The following is a 19,765-nucleotide window of genomic DNA, read 5'->3' as shown; positions in this document are numbered from 1 at the left end:
TCATCGGCGTCATTGTTCCTATTCATCACTAACCATTTAGTCCATTAAAATATGAAACCTGTCTGGATCATCGACGACGATCGCTCGATCCGCTGGGTGTTTGAAAAAGCACTCACGCGCGAGGACATCGCGTTCAAGGTATTTGCCTCCGCGCAGGAAGCGCTGCAGGCGCTCGCCTCCTCCACGCCACAAGTGGTGGTGAGCGACATCCGCATGCCCGGCGGCTCCGGGCTCGAGTTGCTGCAGAAAATGAAGGAGAAACATCCGACCCTGCCGGTCATCATCATGACCGCCTATTCGGATCTCGAGAGCGCCGTGGCTGCCTTCCAGGGCGGTGCGTTCGAGTATCTGCCCAAGCCTTTCGACGTGGACCACGCAGTCGACCTGATACGACGCGCGATGGAGGAAAGCCTGCGGCAGGATGATGTCGCGGAGGTTACACAGGATTCTCCGGAAATTCTCGGCCAGGGCGCGTCCATGCAGGAAGTGTTCCGCGCCATCGGCCGGCTCACCCAGTCGCATGCCACGGTTCTTATCAACGGCGAATCGGGTACAGGCAAAGAGCTGGTTGCCCGCGCGCTGCATCGCCACAGTCCGCGCGCCACCAAGCCTTTCATCGCCATCAATACCGCGGCGATTCCGAAGGATCTACTCGAGTCGGAATTGTTCGGCCACGAGCGAGGCGCATTCACCGGCGCGCAAGCGATGCGTCGCGGACGTTTCGAACAGGCGGAGGGCGGGACGCTGTTCCTGGACGAGATCGGCGACATGCCTCCCGATCTGCAGACACGTTTGCTGCGCGTGCTTTCCGACGGACAGTTCTATCGGGTGGGCGGACATCAACCGATCAAGGCCAACGTGCGCATCATCGCCGCGACCCACCAGGACCTGGAAAACCGCGTCAAAAGCGGCCTGTTTCGCGAAGATCTGTTTCACCGCTTGAACGTGATCCGGTTGCGACTGCCCGCGCTGCGCGAGCGTCGCGACGACATCCCGCTGCTCGCCCGGCATTTTCTGCAGAAGAGCGCCCGCGAACTCGGCGTGGAATCGAAGAAACTTTCCGACGCCGCGATGAAATATCTGACTTCACTGGATCTGCCGGGCAACGTGCGCCAACTCGAAAACCTGTGCCATTGGCTCACCGTCATGGCGCCGGGAATGAACATCGATGTAAAGGATTTGCCGCCGGAACTGCGCGAGGAAACGCGCGTCGCTTCCGCAGAGAGCTGGGTGGCAGCGCTCGAGCGCGAAGCGGAAGCCTCGTTGAAGCGCGGCGATAGCGCGATCCTCGATGAACTGACCCGTCAGTTCGAACGCGCATTGATCACACGCGCACTGGCGCACACCGGCGGGCGGCGGATCGAAGCTTCGGTATTGCTCGGCATGGGCCGCAACACGCTGACACGCAAGATTCAGGAACTGGGGTTGGGCGAGGAAGCCGGCCGGGAGAAATGAACGGGACGATCAGAATTCCGCGATGACCGGCGCGTGGTCGGAGGGCCGCTCGTTTTTGCGCATGGCGAAGTCTATGCGGCTCGATCTACAACCTCCCGCAAGTCCGTTGGACAGAAGAATGTGGTCGATTCGCAAGCCCATCTTGCGTTGGAACGCGTTCATGCGGTAATCCCACCACGAGAACGATTTCTCCGGCTGATCGAACAGCCTGAAGCTATCCTTGAACCCGAGCGCGATCAGTTCCTGGAAGGCAGCTCGCTCGGCGGGACTGCACAGGACCTGTCCCTCCCACGCCTTGGGATCGTAAACATCCCGATCCTCGGGTGCGATGTTGAAATCGCCGAGTACGGCAATGCGGGCATGTTTCTTCGACTCGGCGTCCAGCCAGGCCGAAAAGGCTTTCAACCAGTCGAGTTTGTATCGATATTTGTCGGAGTCGAGGCTTTGGCCGTTGGGCACGTAAGCGCAAACGAGTCGTACGTCGTTTACCGTGGCCGAAATCACGCGTCTCTGCGCATCAACGAAGCCGCCAATTCCGTGCTCGACCGCCAGCGGCGATTCGCGCGCCAGGATGGCCACGCCATTGTAGGTTTTCTGTCCGGAAAATACCGCCCGATAACCGGAGCGTTCGATATCCTGCAACGGAAAATTGTGATCTTCGACTTTGGTTTCCTGCAGGCAAACCGCATCCGGCTGTTCGCGCGCCAGCCAGTCAAGCAGCTGCGGCAGCCGGACCTTGAGGGAATTGACGTTCCAGGCGGCGAGTTTCAACGATCTATTGCGACGCTTCGGCGGGTGACGCTGGTGCGTCTGGTGGCGCGGCCGCTGCCGGCTTCGCTGGTTTGGTCGGCGGACGCAGCGGAATCACGGCCGTCTGTGGATAACCCGCGGCGTCCAGCGACGTATTCCACTTGCCTTCCTCGAAGCCTCTCAATGCGTCACGGCCAACCTTCAGAACCGGGACCTCGAGAGGCCCGCCTGTAAGCTTCCTCAATTCTTCCTGGGCCGCCGGATCCGTTGCATCCATTTCGGCGTAGGGGACTCCGCGTTTTGCAAGCAGCTCACGCGCTCGCGTGCAGGCATCGCCGCACTCGCTGGAATACAACGTCACCGGAAAATTCTTTACCGCCTGCTGCAGCGCATAAGGCAACGGCGCTTCGCTCGGTTTGCCCCCCGTTATTTTCTTCTTTTCAACCTGCTTGACGTTCGCTGGCGGAAGCTGATCGCTGTAGTGAACCTTGCCGTCTGCGTCCACCCAGCGGTAGAGCTCGGCTTGCGCGGCAACGCAGGCCAGTACGAAGACCGGAAACAACACCCAACTTTTCATCGAACACTCCTGTTGGTCGGAATGATCATGCCACGGCGTCACGCCGCCTGCGCCATGCCATTGTGCCGCAACAACGCATCGATGGTCGGTTTGCGACCGCGAAACGCAACGAACGATTCGAGCGCCGGCCGGCTTCCTCCCGCAGCCAGGATTTCCTCGCGAAAGCGGCGGCCCACCGACGAATTCAGGACACCGTTCTCCTCGAACATGCTGTAGGCGTCGGCGGACAGAACTTCCGCCCATTTGTAGCTGTAGTAACCCGCCGCATATCCGCCGCCGAAAATATGCGAAAAACTGTTGGGAAACCGGTTGTAGGACGGTGGAAAAAGCACAGCCACACCGCGGCGCACTTCGTCGACGAGCTGCAGCGGCGTCATCTGCCCATCGGGATCGAAATCAGAATGCAGACGCATATCGAAGATCGCGAATTCCAGTTGCCTGACGGTCTGCAGGCCGCTCTGGAAATTCTTCGCCGCCACCATTTTGTCGAACAGCGCCCGGGGCAAGCCCGCGCCTGATTGCACATGACGGGTCATGTCCTTGAGCACTTCCCATTCCCAGCAGAAGTTTTCCATGAACTGGCTGGGCAGTTCCACCGCGTCCCACTCGACGCCGTTGATTCCCGATACGCCAAGCACCTCGACCTCGGTCAGCAGATGATGCAATCCATGTCCGAATTCATGAAATAGCGTGATCACCTCATCGTGCGTGAAGAGGGCGGCCTTTCCGTTCAATGGCGCGGAGAAATTGCAATTGAGATAGGCCACGGGCGTTTGCACGCCGGAGCCTTTGCGGCGCCGTGTGATGGCATCGTCCATCCACGCGCCTCCGCGCTTCGAGGGCCTGGCATAGAGGTCCAGATAGAATTGCCCGACCAGCGCACCACTGCGGTTCCTGATGGAGAAAAAACACACATCTTCCTGCCATCTCGGCGCCTCATCTGGCTTGATCTGCAAACCGTACAGCGTTTCGACCACGCGAAACATCCCCTCCAGCACCTGATGCTCGGGGAAGTACTGCTTCACTTCCTGGTCCGAGAACGCGTAGCGCACAACCCGCAGCTTTTCGGATGCATAGGCCACATCCCACGGCTGAAGATCGTCGAACCCGAGTTGCAGGGAAGCAAACTCCTTCAATTCGGCCAGATCGCGTCGCGCATACGGTTTGGCGCGCTCCGCCAGCTCCTCGAGGAAATCCAATACCTGCTGCGGAGAATCAGCCATCTTCGGCTGCAATGACAATTCGGCGAAATTGGCAAGGCCAAGCATTCGAGATTGCTCGTGGCGCAGTCGCAGAATCTCGACGATGATCGCGGTATTGTCCCATCCGGATTCCCCAAACTCGGCTGCCCGCGTCGCATAGGCGTGATACATCTGCTCGCGCAGCTTGCGATCATCCGCATATTGCATGACGGGAAGATAGGAGGGCATGTGCAACGTGAATTTCCAGCCCTGCTTGCCGGCTTGCGCTGCGGCGTCACGCGCAAACTCCAGCACGTCGCCCGGTATGCCTGCAAGCCGTTCCTCGTCCGAAATGTTCAACTCGAACGCATTGGTGGCGTCGAGCAGGTTGTCGTTGAACTTCGACGACAATCCCGCAAGTTTTTCGACTATCTGCTTGAACCTGGTCTTTTCTTCGGTCGGCAACTCAGCGCCGGCCAGCCGAAAGTCACGCAACTCGTTGCCGATGACTTTCTTCTGCTCTCCCGTCAGACGCATGAATGCATCCGAATCCCGCAGCGCCTTGTACTTGCGGAAGAGGACTTCGTCCTGCGCCAGTTCCGTGAAGTATTGCGTGATGCGCGGAAGATTGGCGTTGTAAACATCGCGCAGTTGCGGGCTGTTCATCACTGCATTCATATGCGAGACCTGACCCCAGGCGCGGCGCAGACGTTCATTGCCGTCATCCAGCGGCGCAATGAAACTTTCCCAGTCGGGCGGCGCGTCCTGGTTCCGGAGGCTTTCGACCAGTACCCGATTCTCGGCCAGCAACTGATCCAGGGCGGGCGTGACCGATTCGGGTTTGAATTCCGCGAAGCGCGGCAGTCCGGAAAAATCGAGTAGAGGATTCATTTACCCTTCGTAGACGACGTGGCCCTCTATCAGGGTGAAGCGCACCTTTCCGCTCATCTCGTAACCTGAAAACGGCGTGTTTTTGCCCTGGCTCTTCAAAGTGCCCGGCTCGACCTTCCAGCGCGCATGCGCATCGAACACGCACAGGTCGGCGTTTTCGCCGGAAGTAATGGCGCCCGCCCGTATGCCCAATATGCGCGCCGGCTCACTCGTGACTTTGGCAAGCGCGACTGCCAGCGGGACTTTTGCTTCGTCGCCCCATTTCAGCGTGAGCGCGAGCAGCAACTCGATCCCGGTCGCCCCCGGTTCCGATTCGCCGAATGGCAATTGCTTGGCATCTTCGTCCACCGGCGTGTGGTCGGAGCATATCGCATCGATGGTTCCGTCTTGCATGCCACGTCGCAGCGCTTCACGGTCGCGCGCGGAGCGCAGCGGCGGAACCAAGTGGCAGTTCGAATCGAAGTAGCCGATATCCAGTTCGCTTAAATGCACATGATTGGCCGAGACATCGCAAGTCACGTCGATTCCCAGCGACTTGGCCTGGCGGATCATATCGACACCCTCCGCAGTCGACAGCCTGCACAGATGCACTCTTGCACCAGTCTCGCGAACCAGCAGAAGGATCGTGGAAAGCGCCACCGTCTCCGCGATAACCGGAATCGGAGCAAGTCCAAGGCGGGTTGCGACCTGACCGTCATGCGCGACACCGTCCCTCGCAAGGGTGGCATCCCTCGGCCGCAGCCAGACCGGATAACCAAAGGTGGATGCATACTGCATCGCCCGCAGCAGCACCTGATTGTCGCTCAGCGGCACATCCGCTTGCGAGAACGCGATGCAGCCGGCATCCAGCAATTCCGCCATTTCCGTGATGCGTTCGCCTTTCAGGCCTTGCGTCAAGGCCCCAAGTGGATACACATGCGCCTGGTTGAGGCTGCGCGCGCGATGCTTGAGCATTTCCACCAGGCCGGGTTCGTCCAGCGGCGGATCCGTGTCGGGCGGGCATACCAGCGAGGTCACCCCGCCGGCGACCGCGGCAGCCATTTCGCTTTCCAGCGTGGCCTTGTACTCGTATCCGGGCTCGCGCAATCTGGCAGACAGATCGACCAGACCGGGGCATACCACCATTCCCGTTGCATCGATGACGCGGTTGGCATCGAAATCGGTTGGCGAGGGTCCGATAGCTACGATCTTCCCTGCCGCAATGAAAACGTCCTGGACCTTGTCTACCGCCTTGCCGGGATCGACGACGCGCCCGCCCTTGATCTGGATCTTCATGCGTTTCCCGCCAAGATAGACATCACGGCCATGCGCACCGCAATGCCAAACGTCACTTGCGGCAGGATCACCGATTGCCGTCCATCGGCGACGCTGGACTCAATTTCGATGCCCCGGTTCATCGGCCCGGGATGCATCACGATCGCGTCGGGCTTCGCATGGGCGAGTTTCTCCGGAGTGAGTCCGTAATACTTGAAAAACTCCTGCGCCGACGGTAGCAATACGCCGTTCATGCGCTCGTTCTGCAGGCGCAACATGATCACGACGTCGACATCCTTTAAACCCGACGCCATATCGTGATAAACGTGCACGCCGAGTTTCGAGACGTTCGTGGGAAGCAGCGTACGCGGGCCGATGACGCGGACTTCAGGCACACCGAGCGTCGTTAGCGCGTGGATCTGCGAACGCGCCACCCGCGAGTGCAACACGTCGCCGACGATGGCCACCCGCAGCGACGCGAATTCCTTCTTGTAGTGGCGGATCGTGAACACGTCCAGCAGGCCCTGCGTGGGATGCGCGTGGCGGCCGTCGCCGGCGTTGATCACATGGATGTAAGGCGCGACGTGTCGCGCGATCAGATGCGCCGCTCCGCTTTGCGAATGCCTGACGACGAACATGTCGGCATGCATCGCGGACAGATTGGCCACGGTATCGAGCAGTGTTTCTCCCTTGCTCTGGGAGGACGTACCGACGTTGAGGTTGATTACGTCCGCCGACAGGCGCTTTGCGGCGATCTCGAAGGTGGTGCGGGTGCGGGTCGAGGCTTCGAAAAACAGGTTGAAGATCGCTTTTCCGCGCAACAGCGGAACTTTCTTGATCTCGCGCTCCCCGACCGACAGGAACGAATGGGCGGTATCCAGGATATGCAGGACAATTTCCCGCGGCAGCCCCTCGATGGTCAGCAGATGCTGCAATTCGCCGTTCGAGTTCAGCTGCGGGTTGAAGCCCATCATGCGCGAGCCTGCCGATTCAATACCAGGCTGAGCTGACCGTTCTCGCTTTTCTTCAACTCGATCTGCTCCTCGTCAGCCACGGAAACTTCCGCGCCTACGAACTGCGCCGCGATCGGCAACTGCCGACCCCCTCTGTCGACCAGCGCGGCCAGCCGTATGCTCTGCGGCCTTCCATAGTCGAACAATTCATTCATGGCCGCGCGGATGGTGCGCCCGGTGTGCAGGACATCGTCGACCAGGACAATGTCAGCATCGGCGACTTCGAATGGAATATCCGATCGCTTGACCTTCGGATGCAGGCCGCGGCTGCCATAGTCGTCGCGATAGAAAGACACATCAACGGTGCCGAGGGGTTGCCTGAGCACCAGCGCCTTGTGCAGTCTTTGCGCCAGCCATACCCCGCCGGTATGGATACCGATCAGCGCCGTGTCCGGAGTCACGGATGCGCGCATGCGCTCGGCGAGGCGGGCCAGCAGGTCTTCCGCGTCGGGCAAAGGCTTGTTCATTGGTTGAAGTAATTTTCCAGAATCAGTTTGGCGGCGAGTTGGTCGATTTTTGAGCGGGCCTTGCGCACATCCAGTCCCATGTCGCGAGCCTGCTGCTCGGCCTCCACGGAAGTCAGCCGCTCGTCGACCAGGCGGGTTTCGATCCCGTAACGACCCTGCAGGCGCTGCGCGAACCTGCGTGCCAGCGCGGTCAGTCCATGTTCGCTTCCGTCGAGTGCCAGTGGCAGTCCGACCAGCAGCAGGGCCGGCTGCCATTCGTTGACCAGCGCTTCGATGCGGGCGAACCGCGCATCGTTGGCTTCGGCATCGATGGTATCGAGCGGGTGGGCGACGCCGAGTTGCAGCTCCCCCACTGCAACGCCGATGCGCCGTTCACCGAAATCGAAGGCCAGCACCGTTCCGGAACGAAAATTACGGGCTCGGAGAGCGGATTCGGGCGCGGTATCGGGCTTCGCGGACATGCTCAGCACCCGCCCCCCGGCACCGTCTCATGCATGACCGGCATCCTCCGAGAGGCTGGCCGGATCGAACCCGAGCAATTCCATCGCAGCAATAAAACGCTCGGATGACGGCAATTCGAAGATCACCGACGGCTGTGCCTTAACGGTCAGCCAGGCGTTCTGTCCCAGCTCCTGTTCGAGCTGGCCCGGCGCCCAACCGGCGTAACCAAGCGACACCAGGACGTTGTCCAGGCCCGGCCCGTCACCCTGGCTCAGCGCCTGCAGGATGTCTTTGGATGAGGTCAGCCCGACTTCTCCGTTGATCGACAGCGTCGACTGCCAGCCTCCGATCGGTCGATGCAGGACGAAGCCGCGATCAACCTGGACCGGGCCACCGAAATACACGGGAATTTTTTTGACCGCCTGATTCTCGAGCGGGATTTCGATCTGCTCGAACAAAGCTTCCAGCGTCATGTCGGTCGGTCGATTGACCACCACGCCCAGCGCGCCCTGCTCGTTGTGTTCGCAGATGAAGGTCAGCGACTTGGCAAAGTGGGGATCGGCCATGTTCGGCATGGCGATCAGGAAGTGGTTGGTGAGATTGACGCTTTGCATGGATTCGCCGCGCTCATTTTACCTGTGAGGATGCCTGTGCCACAAACCCGGCAGCCGGGCCCGTATAATCCGCACCTTGGAACCGGTCGCGGCGTTTTAGGCGGAACAGGATGAGGCGCCCGGTATCGCAGACTTCCCGGGCCGACCGGCGGCGCGTCGTGCACGGGATTGATTGAAGTTCGAGGGGATCTTCTGGCTACCCAACAGGAATTGGCCGCCTTCCTTGCTGAGGTCGAGCGGCGCGCGTTCAAGCAAGCGGTGTTTGCGGTGCGCGACCAACATGTGGCGCTCGACATCGTTCAGGACGCCATGTTGAAGTTGACCGACAAGTATGCAGGAAGGCCGGCTGCCGAGCTGCCGCTATTGTTCCAGCGCATCCTGCAAAACACCATTCGCGACTTTTACCGGCGTCAGAAGGTCCGTTCGCTGTGGACGACCCTTTTTTCCTCGCTGCAACCGCGAGACGACAACGAAGACTACGATCCCCTCGAGTCCATGGAGACCGAAGGGCCGGGAGGAAAGGGCGACAGCCCGGCCGACCGGCTGGAACGTTCGCAAATAGCCGGCGTAATCGGACAGGGGCTCGAGCGGCTGCCGCCCCGTCAACGCGAGGCCTTTCTATTGCGTTACTGGGAGGAGTTGGACGTGGCGGAAACCGCGCAGGCGATGGGTTGCTCGGAAGGCAGCGTAAAGACTCACTGCTCCCGTGCGACGCACGCATTGGCGGCGTTTCTGAAGGACAAAGGAATCGAACTGTGAACGAGAACGAGGTTGCCGGACGGATTGTTGCGCGGCTCGATCAGAATCTGGCCGATTTGCCGGCACCGACCGTCCAAAAACTTCAGGCTGCCAGGCTGGCCGCCATGGCAGCTTACCGCCCCGACAGGCCGCTGTGGGGGCACTCCAGGGCGGGTAGCATCCTGAGCGGCTGGGGTTTGGGCCACGGCCTGACCGCAAGGCTGGTTCTGCCGGCCGCCATCGTCCTCGCCAGTCTTACCGGGCTGATCTATTGGCAAATGTCGAGTCATCATGAAGAAGAACTGGACACTGGCCTCTTGGCCGGCGAACTGCCTATACATGCCTATACCGACCCGGGTTTCGAAACTTGGTTAAAGCACTCCAATTACACGCAGTCGCAACAATAGTACTGGCGTTTTCCCTGTTCGTCGGCGTGCCCACGATTACGCGCTCCGCTTTTGCGGAGGCGCCAGGCCCTGCCTGGTCAACGCTGTCTCCCGAGCAGAAAACCATACTGGCCCCGCTGCAGCAGGACTGGGACAAGCTCGATCCGGAACGGCGCAAACACTGGATTGGCCTGGCGGCCCGTTACCCCAGCCTGCCACCTGATCGGCAGCAACGCATTCAGCAGCGCATGCACGAGTGGGCGTCGCTGACGCCCGAGCAGCGCACACAGGCGCTCGAGCGCTACAAACAACTGAAACAGCTTTCTCCGGAAAAGCATCACGAACTGCACCAGCGCTGGCATGAATACCAGCAACTGCCGGAAGAACAGCGGCAGAAGCTGCGCGAAGGCCGCGGAGCTAGAGGCAACCCCGGCAGGTAACCGGTGCAAAGCCCGCCCCATGAGCGACCCGGCCGTACGCTGGATCTGGCACCACCCCGGATACAGGCGGCATTGCAATTGGCATCGCTGCGTCTGCGGCTCGTGAGTCTGGTCTACGAGGGGACACTGCTGTTCGCCGTGCTGTTTGTATCCTCCTACCTGTTCCTGAGTGTTGCCCGCGACGCACAATCCGGATTGCCGCGCGTCATCTTCCAGATTTATCTGCTATCGGTATGCGGCGCTTATTTCGTATTCTGCTGGGCACGCACCGGCCAGACGCTGCCGATGAAAACCTGGCGGATACGGATCGTCACCGAGGAAGGCGGCGGCCCGAGCGTGGGCAGAGCAGTCAAGCGCTACCTACTGGCAATACCCGGAATACTCTCGGGCATCAGCTTGCTGTGGGCGCCGTTCGACAGGGAACGTCAATTCCTGCACGACCGGCTGGCCGGCACTCGCATCGTGCGAGTGAACGTCGATCGGTGACCGGCGAACTGCAAGATCCTTCGGACCGTGTTCCTGCTTCGGGTTTTACCGTTCACTGCTCGCTGTTCACCGTTTTTCCACCTTCCACATCATCACCACCGCGGCGGCCAGAAACGCCAGCGCGGGGAAAATCGCGCTGAACAGCGGCGGCCAGGCGTTGAGCAGACCAAGATGCCCGAACAGGCGGTTGGCGAGATGAAATCCCAATCCCAGCATGATGCCGGTGAAGATCTTGCCGCTCACCCCACCCTCTCGCACCTGGAAGTAGGCGAACGGCAACGCCAGCACCATCATGACGAGCACCGCGAACGGATAGATGATTTTCTGCCACAGCACGATCTCGTAACGCGATGTCTCCTGGCGATTTTCGCTCAGGTGCTCGATATAAGAAATCAGTTCCAGCAGCGACATCTGTTCCGGCACGACCATCAGGACATTGAGAATCGACGGATTGAGCACCGAGCGCCAATAGGCCTCGGGAATCCGGCTCACGGTGGTGCGGTTCTCCTCGAAGCGCGTCTGTATCACGTCTTTCAACCGCCACAGATTCTCCCGCTGGTACTCGCCTGACTTCGCGCGACTGATCGCGCGCAATCGGTAGTCGGAATCGAACTCGTAGATCTTCACTTCATGGATCACCGTCTCCGGCATGACCCGTTCGACGTTGACGAAATTCATATCGTCCTTGACCCAGAGTCCGGAGCGGAATGCTTGTGCAACGACAGTGCTCGATGTGGCCTTGAGCCGCAGCTTTTGCGCAGCCTGTTCGCTGGCGGGAGCGACGAACTCTCCAATCAGGAACGTGAGCACCGAAAGGGCCGTACCGATCTGCACCAGCGCGATCGCCATGTTCTTTATCGATACGCCGGAAACCCGCATTACGGTGTATTCGGAATGCGCGACCATTTGCGCCAGTGCAAACAGGGTGCCGATGAGCGCCGCGACCGGCAGAATCTCGTAGGCCCTGCCGGGCAGGCTCAAAACCACATAGAGCCCCGCGAGGGACAGCCGATAGCTGCCACGGCCGATATCGCCGAGCTCCTGAATTAAATCGAAGAAAGCGAACAGCAGCAGCAGGGCCGCGAATACCAGCGCAGTGCTCCAGAAGATCTGTACGGCCACATAGCGCCGGATTGTCTTCATCGCTTCAGCTTGCGCAACGAGCGCACCGAGAGCCGGAAATAGAACATCATCGCGACCATCGCCAGCATCACCACATGCACGGCCCACATGCCGAAGAACACGCCGACCTTCTGCTGCGTGACCCATGCCTGGAAGATCGACAGCAGGTTGGTATAAACCATGTACAGCAGGGCGGCGAGCATGAGGTTGAGCGAACGCCCCGCGCGCGGATTGACAAAACTCATCGGGATCGCGAGCAAGCTGAGCACCAGCGCACTAAGAGGCAATCCGACGCGCCATATCAGCTCGGCGCGCGCTACTGAGGATTCGTCGGAGATCAGCGCCGACATCGGTAGTTCTTTGACCGAGGGCAGCGTTTCCTTGACCTCGCTGGCCTCGATACGCACGGAGTATTTCTCGAACTCGATGATCCGGTATTCCGCCGAGCCGGGCGGGCCGACATAGCGCCTGCCATTAAGCATCACCAGAAAGCGGTCACCATTGGGAGCCGTTTCCTGGTAGCCGCGCTTGGCAATCGTGGTGCCGATTTCACCATTCTCGTCCGAATGCACGAAAATGTTGGCGACGGTGGCCAGATTCGCCGCCAGCTTCTCCACGAAGTAGACACGTTCGGCATTGCGCGATTCCTTGAACACGCCGGGGGAGATCGCGGCGATGTCGTCCTGGCTCTCGAGCTGGCGCCGGTACTCCTCGGTCTTCGCGATCGCCCAAGGCGACAGGAAAAAGCTCAGGGTCGCGATCACGACAGTTACCGGTGCGGCATAGATCAACACCGGGCGAATCCAGGAATTGAGCCCCTGCCCGGATGTGAACCACACCACCATTTCGGAATCGCGGTAGCTCCGAGTCAATGTCATCAGCACCGAGATGAACAGCGTGATGGATAGCAGGTGGGGCAGGTATCTTAGACTGGCGAAACCGAGGAAGGTCAGGACCGCATCCGATGAAATGTTGCCGCGCGCGGCAAAGCCGAGAAACCGGATGAGCTGGGTAGTGATCGTAATCGCCAGCAGGACGAGGAAGGTGGCGATTCCGGTTGCGGCGAACTCCCGCAGCAGGGAGCGTTGAAAAATCATGTGCTACTTTGACTTTTGCTCGACGTGGAAGGGATAATCCTAAGTAATTGAATGAAAAACAGCATTATGAGGAGTCCGCAGTGGAATTTAGCATAAAAGCCGCAGCGCCGGAAAAATTGAAGAGCGATTGTGTCGCTGTCGCCGTATTCGCTTCCGCGAAATTATCGGCGGCGGCGCAAGCGCTCGATCGTGCCAGCAAAGGCAGAATTTCAGGAATTCTGAGGCAGGGCGATTTCGACGCGAAGCCCGGATCGACCCTGATGCTCTACGACCTGGCCGGGGTGGCCAGCAAGCGCGTGCTCCTGGTCGGATTTGGCGCAGAGGGCGAGACGGCCGCCAAGGAATATCGCGACGGCGTGCGGGGCGCAGTGCGCGCCGTTGCGGAGGCAGGCTTCGGGGAAGCCGCACTCTACGTTGCGGACATGGCCGTCAAAGATCGCGATGCCAAGTGGGTGACGATGCAGGTGGCAATGGCGTCCTTGGAAAACACTTACCGATTCGACCGCCTCAAAAGCAAATCCCGCGGACACCGGAAAAACCTGAAACGGATCCTTGTCGGCCTCGTCCGGGAATCCAAGTCCGCCAGCACGGCGGTCGAACGCGGCATTGCGATCGGCGAGGGCGTCAACTTTGCCCGCGATCTGGGCAATCTCCCGCCGAATATCTGCACGCCGAGTTATCTGGCCGAGCAGGCCCGCGCGCTGGGCAAAACCCACAAACTGAAAGTGACCGTGCTCGAACGCAGGGATATGGAAAAGCTGGGCATGGGATCCCTGCTGTCCGTATCCGACGGCAGCCGCCAGGCACCCAAGCTCATCACCATCGAGTATTACGGGGCCTCGAAAAAGCAGAAGCCCGTGGTCCTGGTTGGCAAAGGCATCACCTTCGACACGGGTGGAATTTCGTTGAAACCCAGTGCCGAGATGGACGAAATGAAGTACGACATGTCGGGCGCGGGCAGCGTGCTCGGCACCCTAAGCGCGGTCGCCGCGATGAAACTCCCGCTGAATGTGATCGGCGTCATTCCGACGACGGAGAATATGCCCGGCGGCAACGCGACGCGACCGGGCGACATCGTGACCAGCATGTCGGGCCAGACCATCGAGATCCTGAATACCGATGCCGAGGGCCGGTTGATCCTGTGCGACGCCCTGACCTATTCGGAGCGCTTCGAACCGGCTGCAGTGATCGACATTGCGACCCTGACCGGTGCGTGCGTCATCGCGCTGGGCCATGTGGCTTCGGGTTTGTTCACCAATGACGACCGGCTAGCAGACGAAGTGGTCGCCGCGGGACAGACATCCTGGGACCGTGTGTGGCTTATGCCGGCCTGGGAAGATTATCAGGAGCAGCTCAAGAGTAATTTCGCCGACATGGCGAACATCGGCGGTCGGCCTGGCGGCAGCATCACCGCCGCCTGCTTCCTCTCGCGTTTCGCGAAGAAATTCAAATGGGCTCACCTGGACATCGCCGGCACCGCCTGGAAGTCCGGACGCGAGAAGGGTTCGACCGGGCGACCGGTGCCGTTGCTTACGCAATTCCTCATGACGCGCGCAGGCTGGTGACTGAAGTCCTGTTCTATACCAACGCCGACAACAAGCTGCAGACAGCCTGCGCGCTGACCATCAAGGCGTTGGCGCGCGGCATGCGAGTGATGCTGCTGACAACGGATTCCGCGGAAACCGCGCGGCTCAGCAAGTTGATCTGGAGTGCGCCTTCCACGGGATTCGTGCCGCACTGTCGCAGCGGTGACCGGCTCGCTCCGGTCACGCCGGTCATCGTCGACCACGTCGCTGATCCACTGGTCCACGACCAGGTTCTCGTGAATCTTTGCGATCAGACGCCCCCGTTCTTCAGCCGTTTTCAGCGGCTGGTGGAAATCGTCGGCACCGGGGATGCCGACCGCGAAGCCGCGCGCGCGCGCTTTCGCTTTTACCGTGATCGCGGCTACGAAATCCGCACGCATCAGCTCGGAGCGCCTGTTTCGTAATGGCCGAGGAAATCCCCCGCGGACCCGAACCGACCCTCGAGGCCGACCAGCACGACGACGTTCTCGGCAAGATCGATCAGCTGCTGAACCGGCACCGGCCAAAGACGGCGGTTGCCGACGCCGTCCCGGTGCTGACGGATGCATCCCGGGAAGAAGCCGTCCCGGTCGACGATGAAATTCCGATTCTGCGCGATGTCGTGAGTGGACCCGGCCGACCGACGAAGCTTCCGCCTTCACCGGCCCGCCCCAGCGCGATCAGCAGCGTGCTGATACTGCGGCGAATGGCTATCGCCCTCGAAGCCGAGCACGCGAGGTTGCGGACGCAAATCGGCGGCGACGCGATGCAGGCACGCATGCTCGATCGGCTGGTCGCCGAACTCAGACGCGCGCTACCTGCCGCGGTACGCGCCGCGATCACGGTGAAAACACCCGATCCCTCGCGGCCCGACGACGACGGTCGGCTATAATTCGCCGCTTGAAATTTTTCCCCTGACAAATGGAACTCGCAAAGAGCTTCGAGCCGAAGGACATCGAGCAACGCTGGTACCCGACCTGGGAATCTCGGGGCTATTTCGCAGTGCGTGGCGAAGACAGGAACCCGGCGTACTGCATCCAGCTTCCGCCGCCCAATGTCACCGGCACCTTGCACATGGGCCACGCATTCCAGCAGACGCTCATGGATGCATTGATCCGCTACCACCGCATGCGCGGCTTCGCCACCAACTGGGTGGTTGGCACGGACCACGCCGGTATCGCCACGCAGATCGTGGTCGAGCGCCAACTGGAGCTCGAAGGCAAGACCCGGCACGACCTGGAGCGCGACAAGTTCCTCGAACGCGTCTGGGAATGGAAACAGCAATCGGGATCGACCATCACCCGGCAGATGCGACGCCTCGGCGCGTCCGGCAACTGGACCTTCGCCGACACCGAAAGACAGAAGAGCGGCTACTTCACGATGGACGCGAAGATGTCGCGCGCGGTCGTCGAAGTCTTTGTGCGGCTGCACGAGGAAGGCCTGATCTATCGCGGCAAGCGGCTGGTGAACTGGGATCCGGTGCTGGGCACCGCGGTATCCGACCTCGAGGTCGACAGCGAGGAAGAAGAGGGCCGCCTCTGGGAAATCCGCTATCCGTTCGTCGACGGTAACGGCAGCCTGGTTGTCGCCACCACGCGTCCGGAAACCATGCTCGGCGACGTCGCCGTCGCGGTCCATCCCGACGACGAGCGCTACAAGGCGCTGGTCGGCAAGCAGCTGCAACTGCCACTGAGCGGACGGACGATCCCGGTCATCGCCGACGACTATGTCGATCCGGAATTCGGCACCGGCTGCGTGAAAATCACGCCGGCGCACGATTTCAATGACTACGCCGTCGGCAACCGGCACGGACTCCCGCTGATCAACATCATGACGCTGGATGCCAGAATCAACGATCACGCGCCTGAGAAGTATCGAGGACTGGAGCGCTTCGAAGCCCGCAAGCGCGTGCTGGCCGATTTGCGGGCGCGGGGCCTGGTCGTCTCGGAGAAGCCGCACAAGCTGAAGGTGCCGCGCTCGGGCCGCACCGGCGTGATTGTCGAGCCGATGCTCACCGATCAGTGGTTCGTGAAAATGGAAGGCCTCGCGAAGCGCGGTCTGGATTGCGTAGCCGATGGCGAGGTGAAGTTCCATCCGGAACATTGGACTAACTTTTACAATCACTGGCTGGAGAACATTCAGGACTGGTGCATTTCGCGACAATTGTGGTGGGGCCACCAGATTCCCGCGTGGTACGGCGAGGACGGCAATATCTATGTCGGCGGCAGCGAGGAAGAAGCGAGAAAACACGCCACCGCGAAAGGCTACGCCGGCGCGCTCAGGCGCGATGAAGACGTACTCGACACCTGGTTTTCCTCCGCGCTGGTGCCGTTCACCTCGCTCGGCTGGCCGGAGAAGACCCGCGATCTGGAGCGGTTCCTGCCCTCATCGGTGCTGGTGACGGGTTTCGACATCATTTTCTTCTGGGTTGCGCGGATGATCATGATGACGCTGCACTTCACCGGCAAAGTGCCCTTCCGCGACGTGTACATCAACGCCATCGTGCGCGATGCCGAAGGCCAGAAAATGTCGAAGTCGAAGGGCAATACCATCGATCCGCTGGATCTGATCGACGGTATCGCGCTCGAAGAGCTGGTGGCGAAATCCACGGTCGGATTGCTGCGCGCAGAGCACAAGCAGAAGATCGAAAAGACCATACGCAAGAATTATCCGCAAGGCATTCCGGGATTCGGCGCCGATGCAATGCGATTTACTTTTGCGTCCCTGGCGACGTTCGCGCGAACCCTTAATTTCGATCTGAACCGCTGCGAGGGCTACCGCAATTTCTGCAACAAGCTGTGGAACGCGAGCCGCTTCGTGCTGATGAATTGCGAAGGCAAGGACTGCGGCCTCAAGGAACACGCCGTCGAAGAGTGCGGTCCGGGCGGTTATCTGGATTTCTCTCAGGCCGACCGCTGGATCGTCAGTATTCTGCAGCGTACCGAGGCAGATGTGGAAAAGGGTTTCGCCGAATACCGGTTCGACAACGCTGCGGGCGCGATCTACAAGTTCGTATGGGACGAGTACTGCGACTGGTATGTCGAAATCGCAAAAGTTCAAATGCAGGTCGGGACCGGCACCCAGCAACGCGCGACCCGGCGTACCTTGCTGCGCGTGCTCGAAGCGACGCTGCGCCTGGCGCACCCGATCATTCCGTTCATCACCGAGGAGCTGTGGCAAAAGGTCGCGCCGCTGGCGGATCGCCATCCCGGCGGCGAAGCGTCAATCATGCTGCAACCTTACCCCGCTTCGCAGCCGTCGAAGATAGACGACCAGGCCGAGGCCTGGGTCGGACAACTGAAATCGCTGGTGGAGGCCTGCAGGGCATTGCGCGGTGAAATGGAAATCTCACCCGCTCAACGCGTCCCGTTGGTCATTTCGGGAAATGCGGCGCTTTTGCGGGAGTTTTCTCCTGCGCTGAAAGCTTTGGCAAAACTGTCCGAAGTGGAAATCGTCGCTGAATTGGTGCCGGAAAGGAATGCGGTTGCAGCTCCCGTGCAGATTATCGGCGACTATCGTCTGATGCTGAAGATCGAGGTTGACGTTGCAGCCGAGCGCGAACGCCTTTCCAAGGAAATTGCCCGGCTCGAAAGCGAAATCGTGAAAGCCAGCAGCAAGCTTTCGAACGCGGGCTTCGTCGAGCGGGCACCGGTAAACGTGGTCGCGCAGGAGAGGGAAAGGTTGTCCGGCTTCACCGGGACGCTGGAGAAGGTCAAATCCCAACTCGCTTCGCTTAGCTGAAGAACTTGAAAAACTAAACTCACTCACCGCGGAGGACGCAGAGCGGCGCACGGACACGTTACCGACGTAGTCGGCCGCTTGCGGGGAGTGCGCCGAAGCGGCGCCGGAGGAAAATCAGAAACAAGGAAGAACATGTGAGAGCGAAGAGCAGGCCCGCTGCCGAAGTGACCACCAATGCCAGATTTTTACTTTCGGATATTTTCTTCTGTTTTTGCTCTTCCTCCGCGTCCTCTGCGTCCTCCGCGGTGAATGCGCTTTGAAATAAGCGGTCAAGCATGAACCATGCGCTCAGGGCGTTCAGGCACCGGAATTTCAGGCTGTTCTACGCCGGCCAGGCCATCTCGCTGATCGGCACCTGGATCCAGCAGATCGCACTTTCCTGGCTGGTGTACCGAACAACCGGTTCCGGATTTCTGCTGGGGCTGGTGACCTTCTGCAGCCAGATTCCGATGTTGATTTTCGTGCCGCTGGCCGGCCTGCTCAGCGATCGCTACGATCGACGCAAGTTGATGATCGCGGCGTACGCTCTGGCGGCGGCCCAGGCATTGACACTGGGCATCCTCACACTGACTGCAACGATCCGCGTCTGGCAGATTCTGCTGCTCGGATTCCTGTACGGCGTAATCATGGCCTTCGAAACGCCGGCACGGCAGTCGCTGATCAGCCAGATGGTGAATTCACGCGATGATCTGCCGAACGCCATCGCGCTGAACTCGGTCCTGATGAACAGTGGCAGGCTGATCGGACCGTCGATCGCCGGTCTGCTGCTGGTCTTCGTCAGCGAAGGCTGGTGCTTCCTGATCAACTCGGTGAGCTTCATGGCGATCATCGCCTCGGTCACCCTGATGCGCCTGCCGCCAAGATCCGCTGTCGTTGTACCGGGGTCGCTACTGAATGATCTCGCGGTCGCCGCGCGCTATGCGTGGAATACGCGACCGATCCGGCTCTTTCTGACGCTGGTCGCGCTGATCAGCCTGACCGCATCGCCTTATATGGTATTGATGCCGATATTCGCTCGCGACGTATTTGACGGCGACGCTCACACGTTGGGGTTTCTGGTCGGCAGCGCCGGGCTCGGCGCGGTCATTGGCACCGCATTTCTGACCACGCGGCCGAACGTATTTGAATTGAGCAGATTGGTGCCATTCACGTCGGCTGCTGCCGGTATCGCGCTGGTGCTGGTCGGCGTTTCGAAGATTTACTGGGTTTCGCTGGCATTCATGGCCTGCCTTGGCTTCGGCATCATCGTCACGGCCGCATCGGTGAACATGATGCTGCAAACCATCGTCGACGACGACAAGCGCGGGCGCATCATCAGCTTCTACGCAATGGCGTTCCTTGGAATGGCGCCGTTAGGCGGGCTGATCGCCGGTTCACTTGCCGGGAAGCTTGGCGCGCCGGTCACAGCGATGGTCGAGGGAACCTGCTGCCTGCTCGGCGCCTTGGCACTAATGCGTGGGCTGCCGGCGATACGAGCCGATCTGCGTCGGGCGCTCTCTCGTTTCACCGTGAAATCTTAAAAACTACCATCCTCACCAAACAACCAA

20 protein-coding genes are annotated in these 19,765 nt (G+C 60.3%); 10 read left to right on the top strand and 10 right to left on the bottom strand.

Annotation, left to right across the window (positions count from 1 at the left end; genetic code table 11):
• Positions 1-51: 51 nt before the first annotated feature.
• The gene (ntrC, locus tag HY067_16535; GenBank protein ID MBI3529561.1) at positions 52-1,455 is read left to right on the top strand and encodes a nitrogen regulation protein NR(I); all 1,404 of its coding nucleotides are present in this window, start codon (positions 52-54) and stop codon (positions 1,453-1,455) included.
• 9 nt (positions 1,456-1,464) lie between these two features.
• On the opposite strand, the gene xth is transcribed toward ntrC, so the two are convergent.
• The 8 genes from xth to HY067_16495 are packed head-to-tail and all read right to left on the bottom strand — an operon-like array spanning position 1,465 to position 8,643.
• Complete coding sequence (gene xth / locus HY067_16530; protein MBI3529560.1) at positions 1,465-2,226, bottom strand: exodeoxyribonuclease III; 762 nt, start codon at positions 2,224-2,226, stop codon at positions 1,465-1,467.
• Between the two features lie 4 nt (positions 2,227-2,230).
• The gene (locus tag HY067_16525) at positions 2,231-2,782 is read right to left on the bottom strand and encodes a glutaredoxin family protein (protein ID MBI3529559.1); all 552 of its coding nucleotides are present in this window, start codon (positions 2,780-2,782) and stop codon (positions 2,231-2,233) included.
• 38 nt (positions 2,783-2,820) lie between these two features.
• Complete coding sequence (locus HY067_16520; GenBank protein ID MBI3529558.1) at positions 2,821-4,854, bottom strand: M3 family metallopeptidase; 2,034 nt, start codon at positions 4,852-4,854, stop codon at positions 2,821-2,823.
• Positions 4,855-6,129, bottom strand: a complete 1,275-nt coding sequence (locus HY067_16515) for a dihydroorotase (GenBank protein MBI3529557.1) — start codon at positions 6,127-6,129, stop codon at positions 4,855-4,857.
• The gene (locus HY067_16510) at positions 6,126-7,079 is read right to left on the bottom strand and encodes an aspartate carbamoyltransferase catalytic subunit (GenBank protein MBI3529556.1); all 954 of its coding nucleotides are present in this window, start codon (positions 7,077-7,079) and stop codon (positions 6,126-6,128) included. The genes HY067_16515 and HY067_16510 overlap by 4 nt, the downstream gene beginning before the upstream one ends.
• Complete coding sequence (gene pyrR, locus HY067_16505; protein MBI3529555.1) at positions 7,079-7,588, bottom strand: bifunctional pyr operon transcriptional regulator/uracil phosphoribosyltransferase PyrR; 510 nt, start codon at positions 7,586-7,588, stop codon at positions 7,079-7,081. The genes HY067_16510 and pyrR overlap by 1 nt, the downstream gene beginning before the upstream one ends.
• Entirely contained in the window at positions 7,585-8,049 is a 465-nt protein-coding gene (ruvX, locus tag HY067_16500; GenBank protein MBI3529554.1) for a Holliday junction resolvase RuvX, read from the bottom strand. Before ruvX ends, pyrR begins: the two co-directional genes overlap by 4 nt.
• Positions 8,050-8,076: 27 nt before the next feature.
• Positions 8,077-8,643: a YqgE/AlgH family protein gene (locus HY067_16495; GenBank protein MBI3529553.1), complete on the bottom strand. Its 567-nt coding sequence runs from the start codon at positions 8,641-8,643 to the stop codon at positions 8,077-8,079.
• Between the two features lie 192 nt (positions 8,644-8,835).
• On the opposite strand from HY067_16495, the gene HY067_16490 reads away from it, so the two are divergent.
• From HY067_16490 to HY067_16475, 4 genes are all read left to right on the top strand, one after another.
• A complete protein-coding gene (locus tag HY067_16490) occupies positions 8,836-9,402 on the top strand; it encodes an RNA polymerase sigma factor (protein ID MBI3529552.1) in 567 nt (188 codons plus the stop codon).
• The gene (locus HY067_16485; GenBank protein MBI3529551.1) at positions 9,399-9,788 is read left to right on the top strand and encodes a DUF3619 family protein; all 390 of its coding nucleotides are present in this window, start codon (positions 9,399-9,401) and stop codon (positions 9,786-9,788) included. The genes HY067_16490 and HY067_16485 overlap by 4 nt, the downstream gene beginning before the upstream one ends.
• 35 nt (positions 9,789-9,823) lie before the next feature.
• On the top strand, positions 9,824-10,207 hold the full coding sequence (locus HY067_16480; GenBank protein ID MBI3529550.1) for a DUF3106 domain-containing protein: 384 nt from the start codon (positions 9,824-9,826) through the stop codon (positions 10,205-10,207).
• Positions 10,208-10,279: 72 nt separating this feature from the next.
• Complete coding sequence (locus HY067_16475) at positions 10,280-10,693, top strand: RDD family protein (GenBank protein ID MBI3529549.1); 414 nt, start codon at positions 10,280-10,282, stop codon at positions 10,691-10,693.
• Between the two features lie 66 nt (positions 10,694-10,759).
• Here HY067_16475 and lptG read toward each other — a convergent pair whose 3' ends face one another.
• Together lptG and lptF are read right to left on the bottom strand one after the other, a co-directional pair.
• Entirely contained in the window at positions 10,760-11,836 is a 1,077-nt protein-coding gene (gene lptG, locus HY067_16470) for an LPS export ABC transporter permease LptG (GenBank protein MBI3529548.1), read from the bottom strand.
• Positions 11,833-12,912 carry an LPS export ABC transporter permease LptF gene (lptF, locus tag HY067_16465; protein MBI3529547.1) on the bottom strand — a complete coding sequence of 360 codons (1,080 nt, stop codon included), beginning with the start codon at positions 12,910-12,912 and terminating at the stop codon, positions 11,833-11,835. Before lptF ends, lptG begins: the two co-directional genes overlap by 4 nt.
• 80 nt (positions 12,913-12,992) lie before the next feature.
• Here lptF and HY067_16460 point away from each other — a divergent pair, with 80 nt between their 5' ends.
• The 5 genes from HY067_16460 (at position 12,993) to HY067_16440 (ending at position 19,738) form a co-directional block, all read left to right on the top strand.
• The gene (locus HY067_16460; protein MBI3529546.1) at positions 12,993-14,477 is read left to right on the top strand and encodes a leucyl aminopeptidase; all 1,485 of its coding nucleotides are present in this window, start codon (positions 12,993-12,995) and stop codon (positions 14,475-14,477) included.
• Positions 14,474-14,902 carry a DNA polymerase III subunit chi gene (locus HY067_16455; GenBank protein MBI3529545.1) on the top strand — a complete coding sequence of 143 codons (429 nt, stop codon included), beginning with the start codon at positions 14,474-14,476 and terminating at the stop codon, positions 14,900-14,902. The genes HY067_16460 and HY067_16455 overlap by 4 nt, the downstream gene beginning before the upstream one ends.
• A complete protein-coding gene (locus HY067_16450) occupies positions 14,902-15,369 on the top strand; it encodes a hypothetical protein (protein MBI3529544.1) in 468 nt (155 codons plus the stop codon). Before HY067_16455 ends, HY067_16450 begins: the two co-directional genes overlap by 1 nt.
• 29 nt (positions 15,370-15,398) lie before the next feature.
• A complete protein-coding gene (locus HY067_16445; protein MBI3529543.1) occupies positions 15,399-18,218 on the top strand; it encodes a valine--tRNA ligase in 2,820 nt (939 codons plus the stop codon).
• Between the two features lie 275 nt (positions 18,219-18,493).
• Entirely contained in the window at positions 18,494-19,738 is a 1,245-nt protein-coding gene (locus tag HY067_16440; GenBank protein ID MBI3529542.1) for an MFS transporter, read from the top strand.
• Positions 19,739-19,765: the final 27 nt, after the last annotated feature.

The sequence above is a fragment of the Betaproteobacteria bacterium genome (genome assembly GCA_016194905.1).
Classification (GTDB): domain Bacteria; phylum Pseudomonadota; class Gammaproteobacteria; order Burkholderiales; family JACQAP01; genus JACQAP01.
Note: the sequence above shows the minus strand (reverse complement) of the source record. Positions and strands in the feature narration are given on the sequence as shown.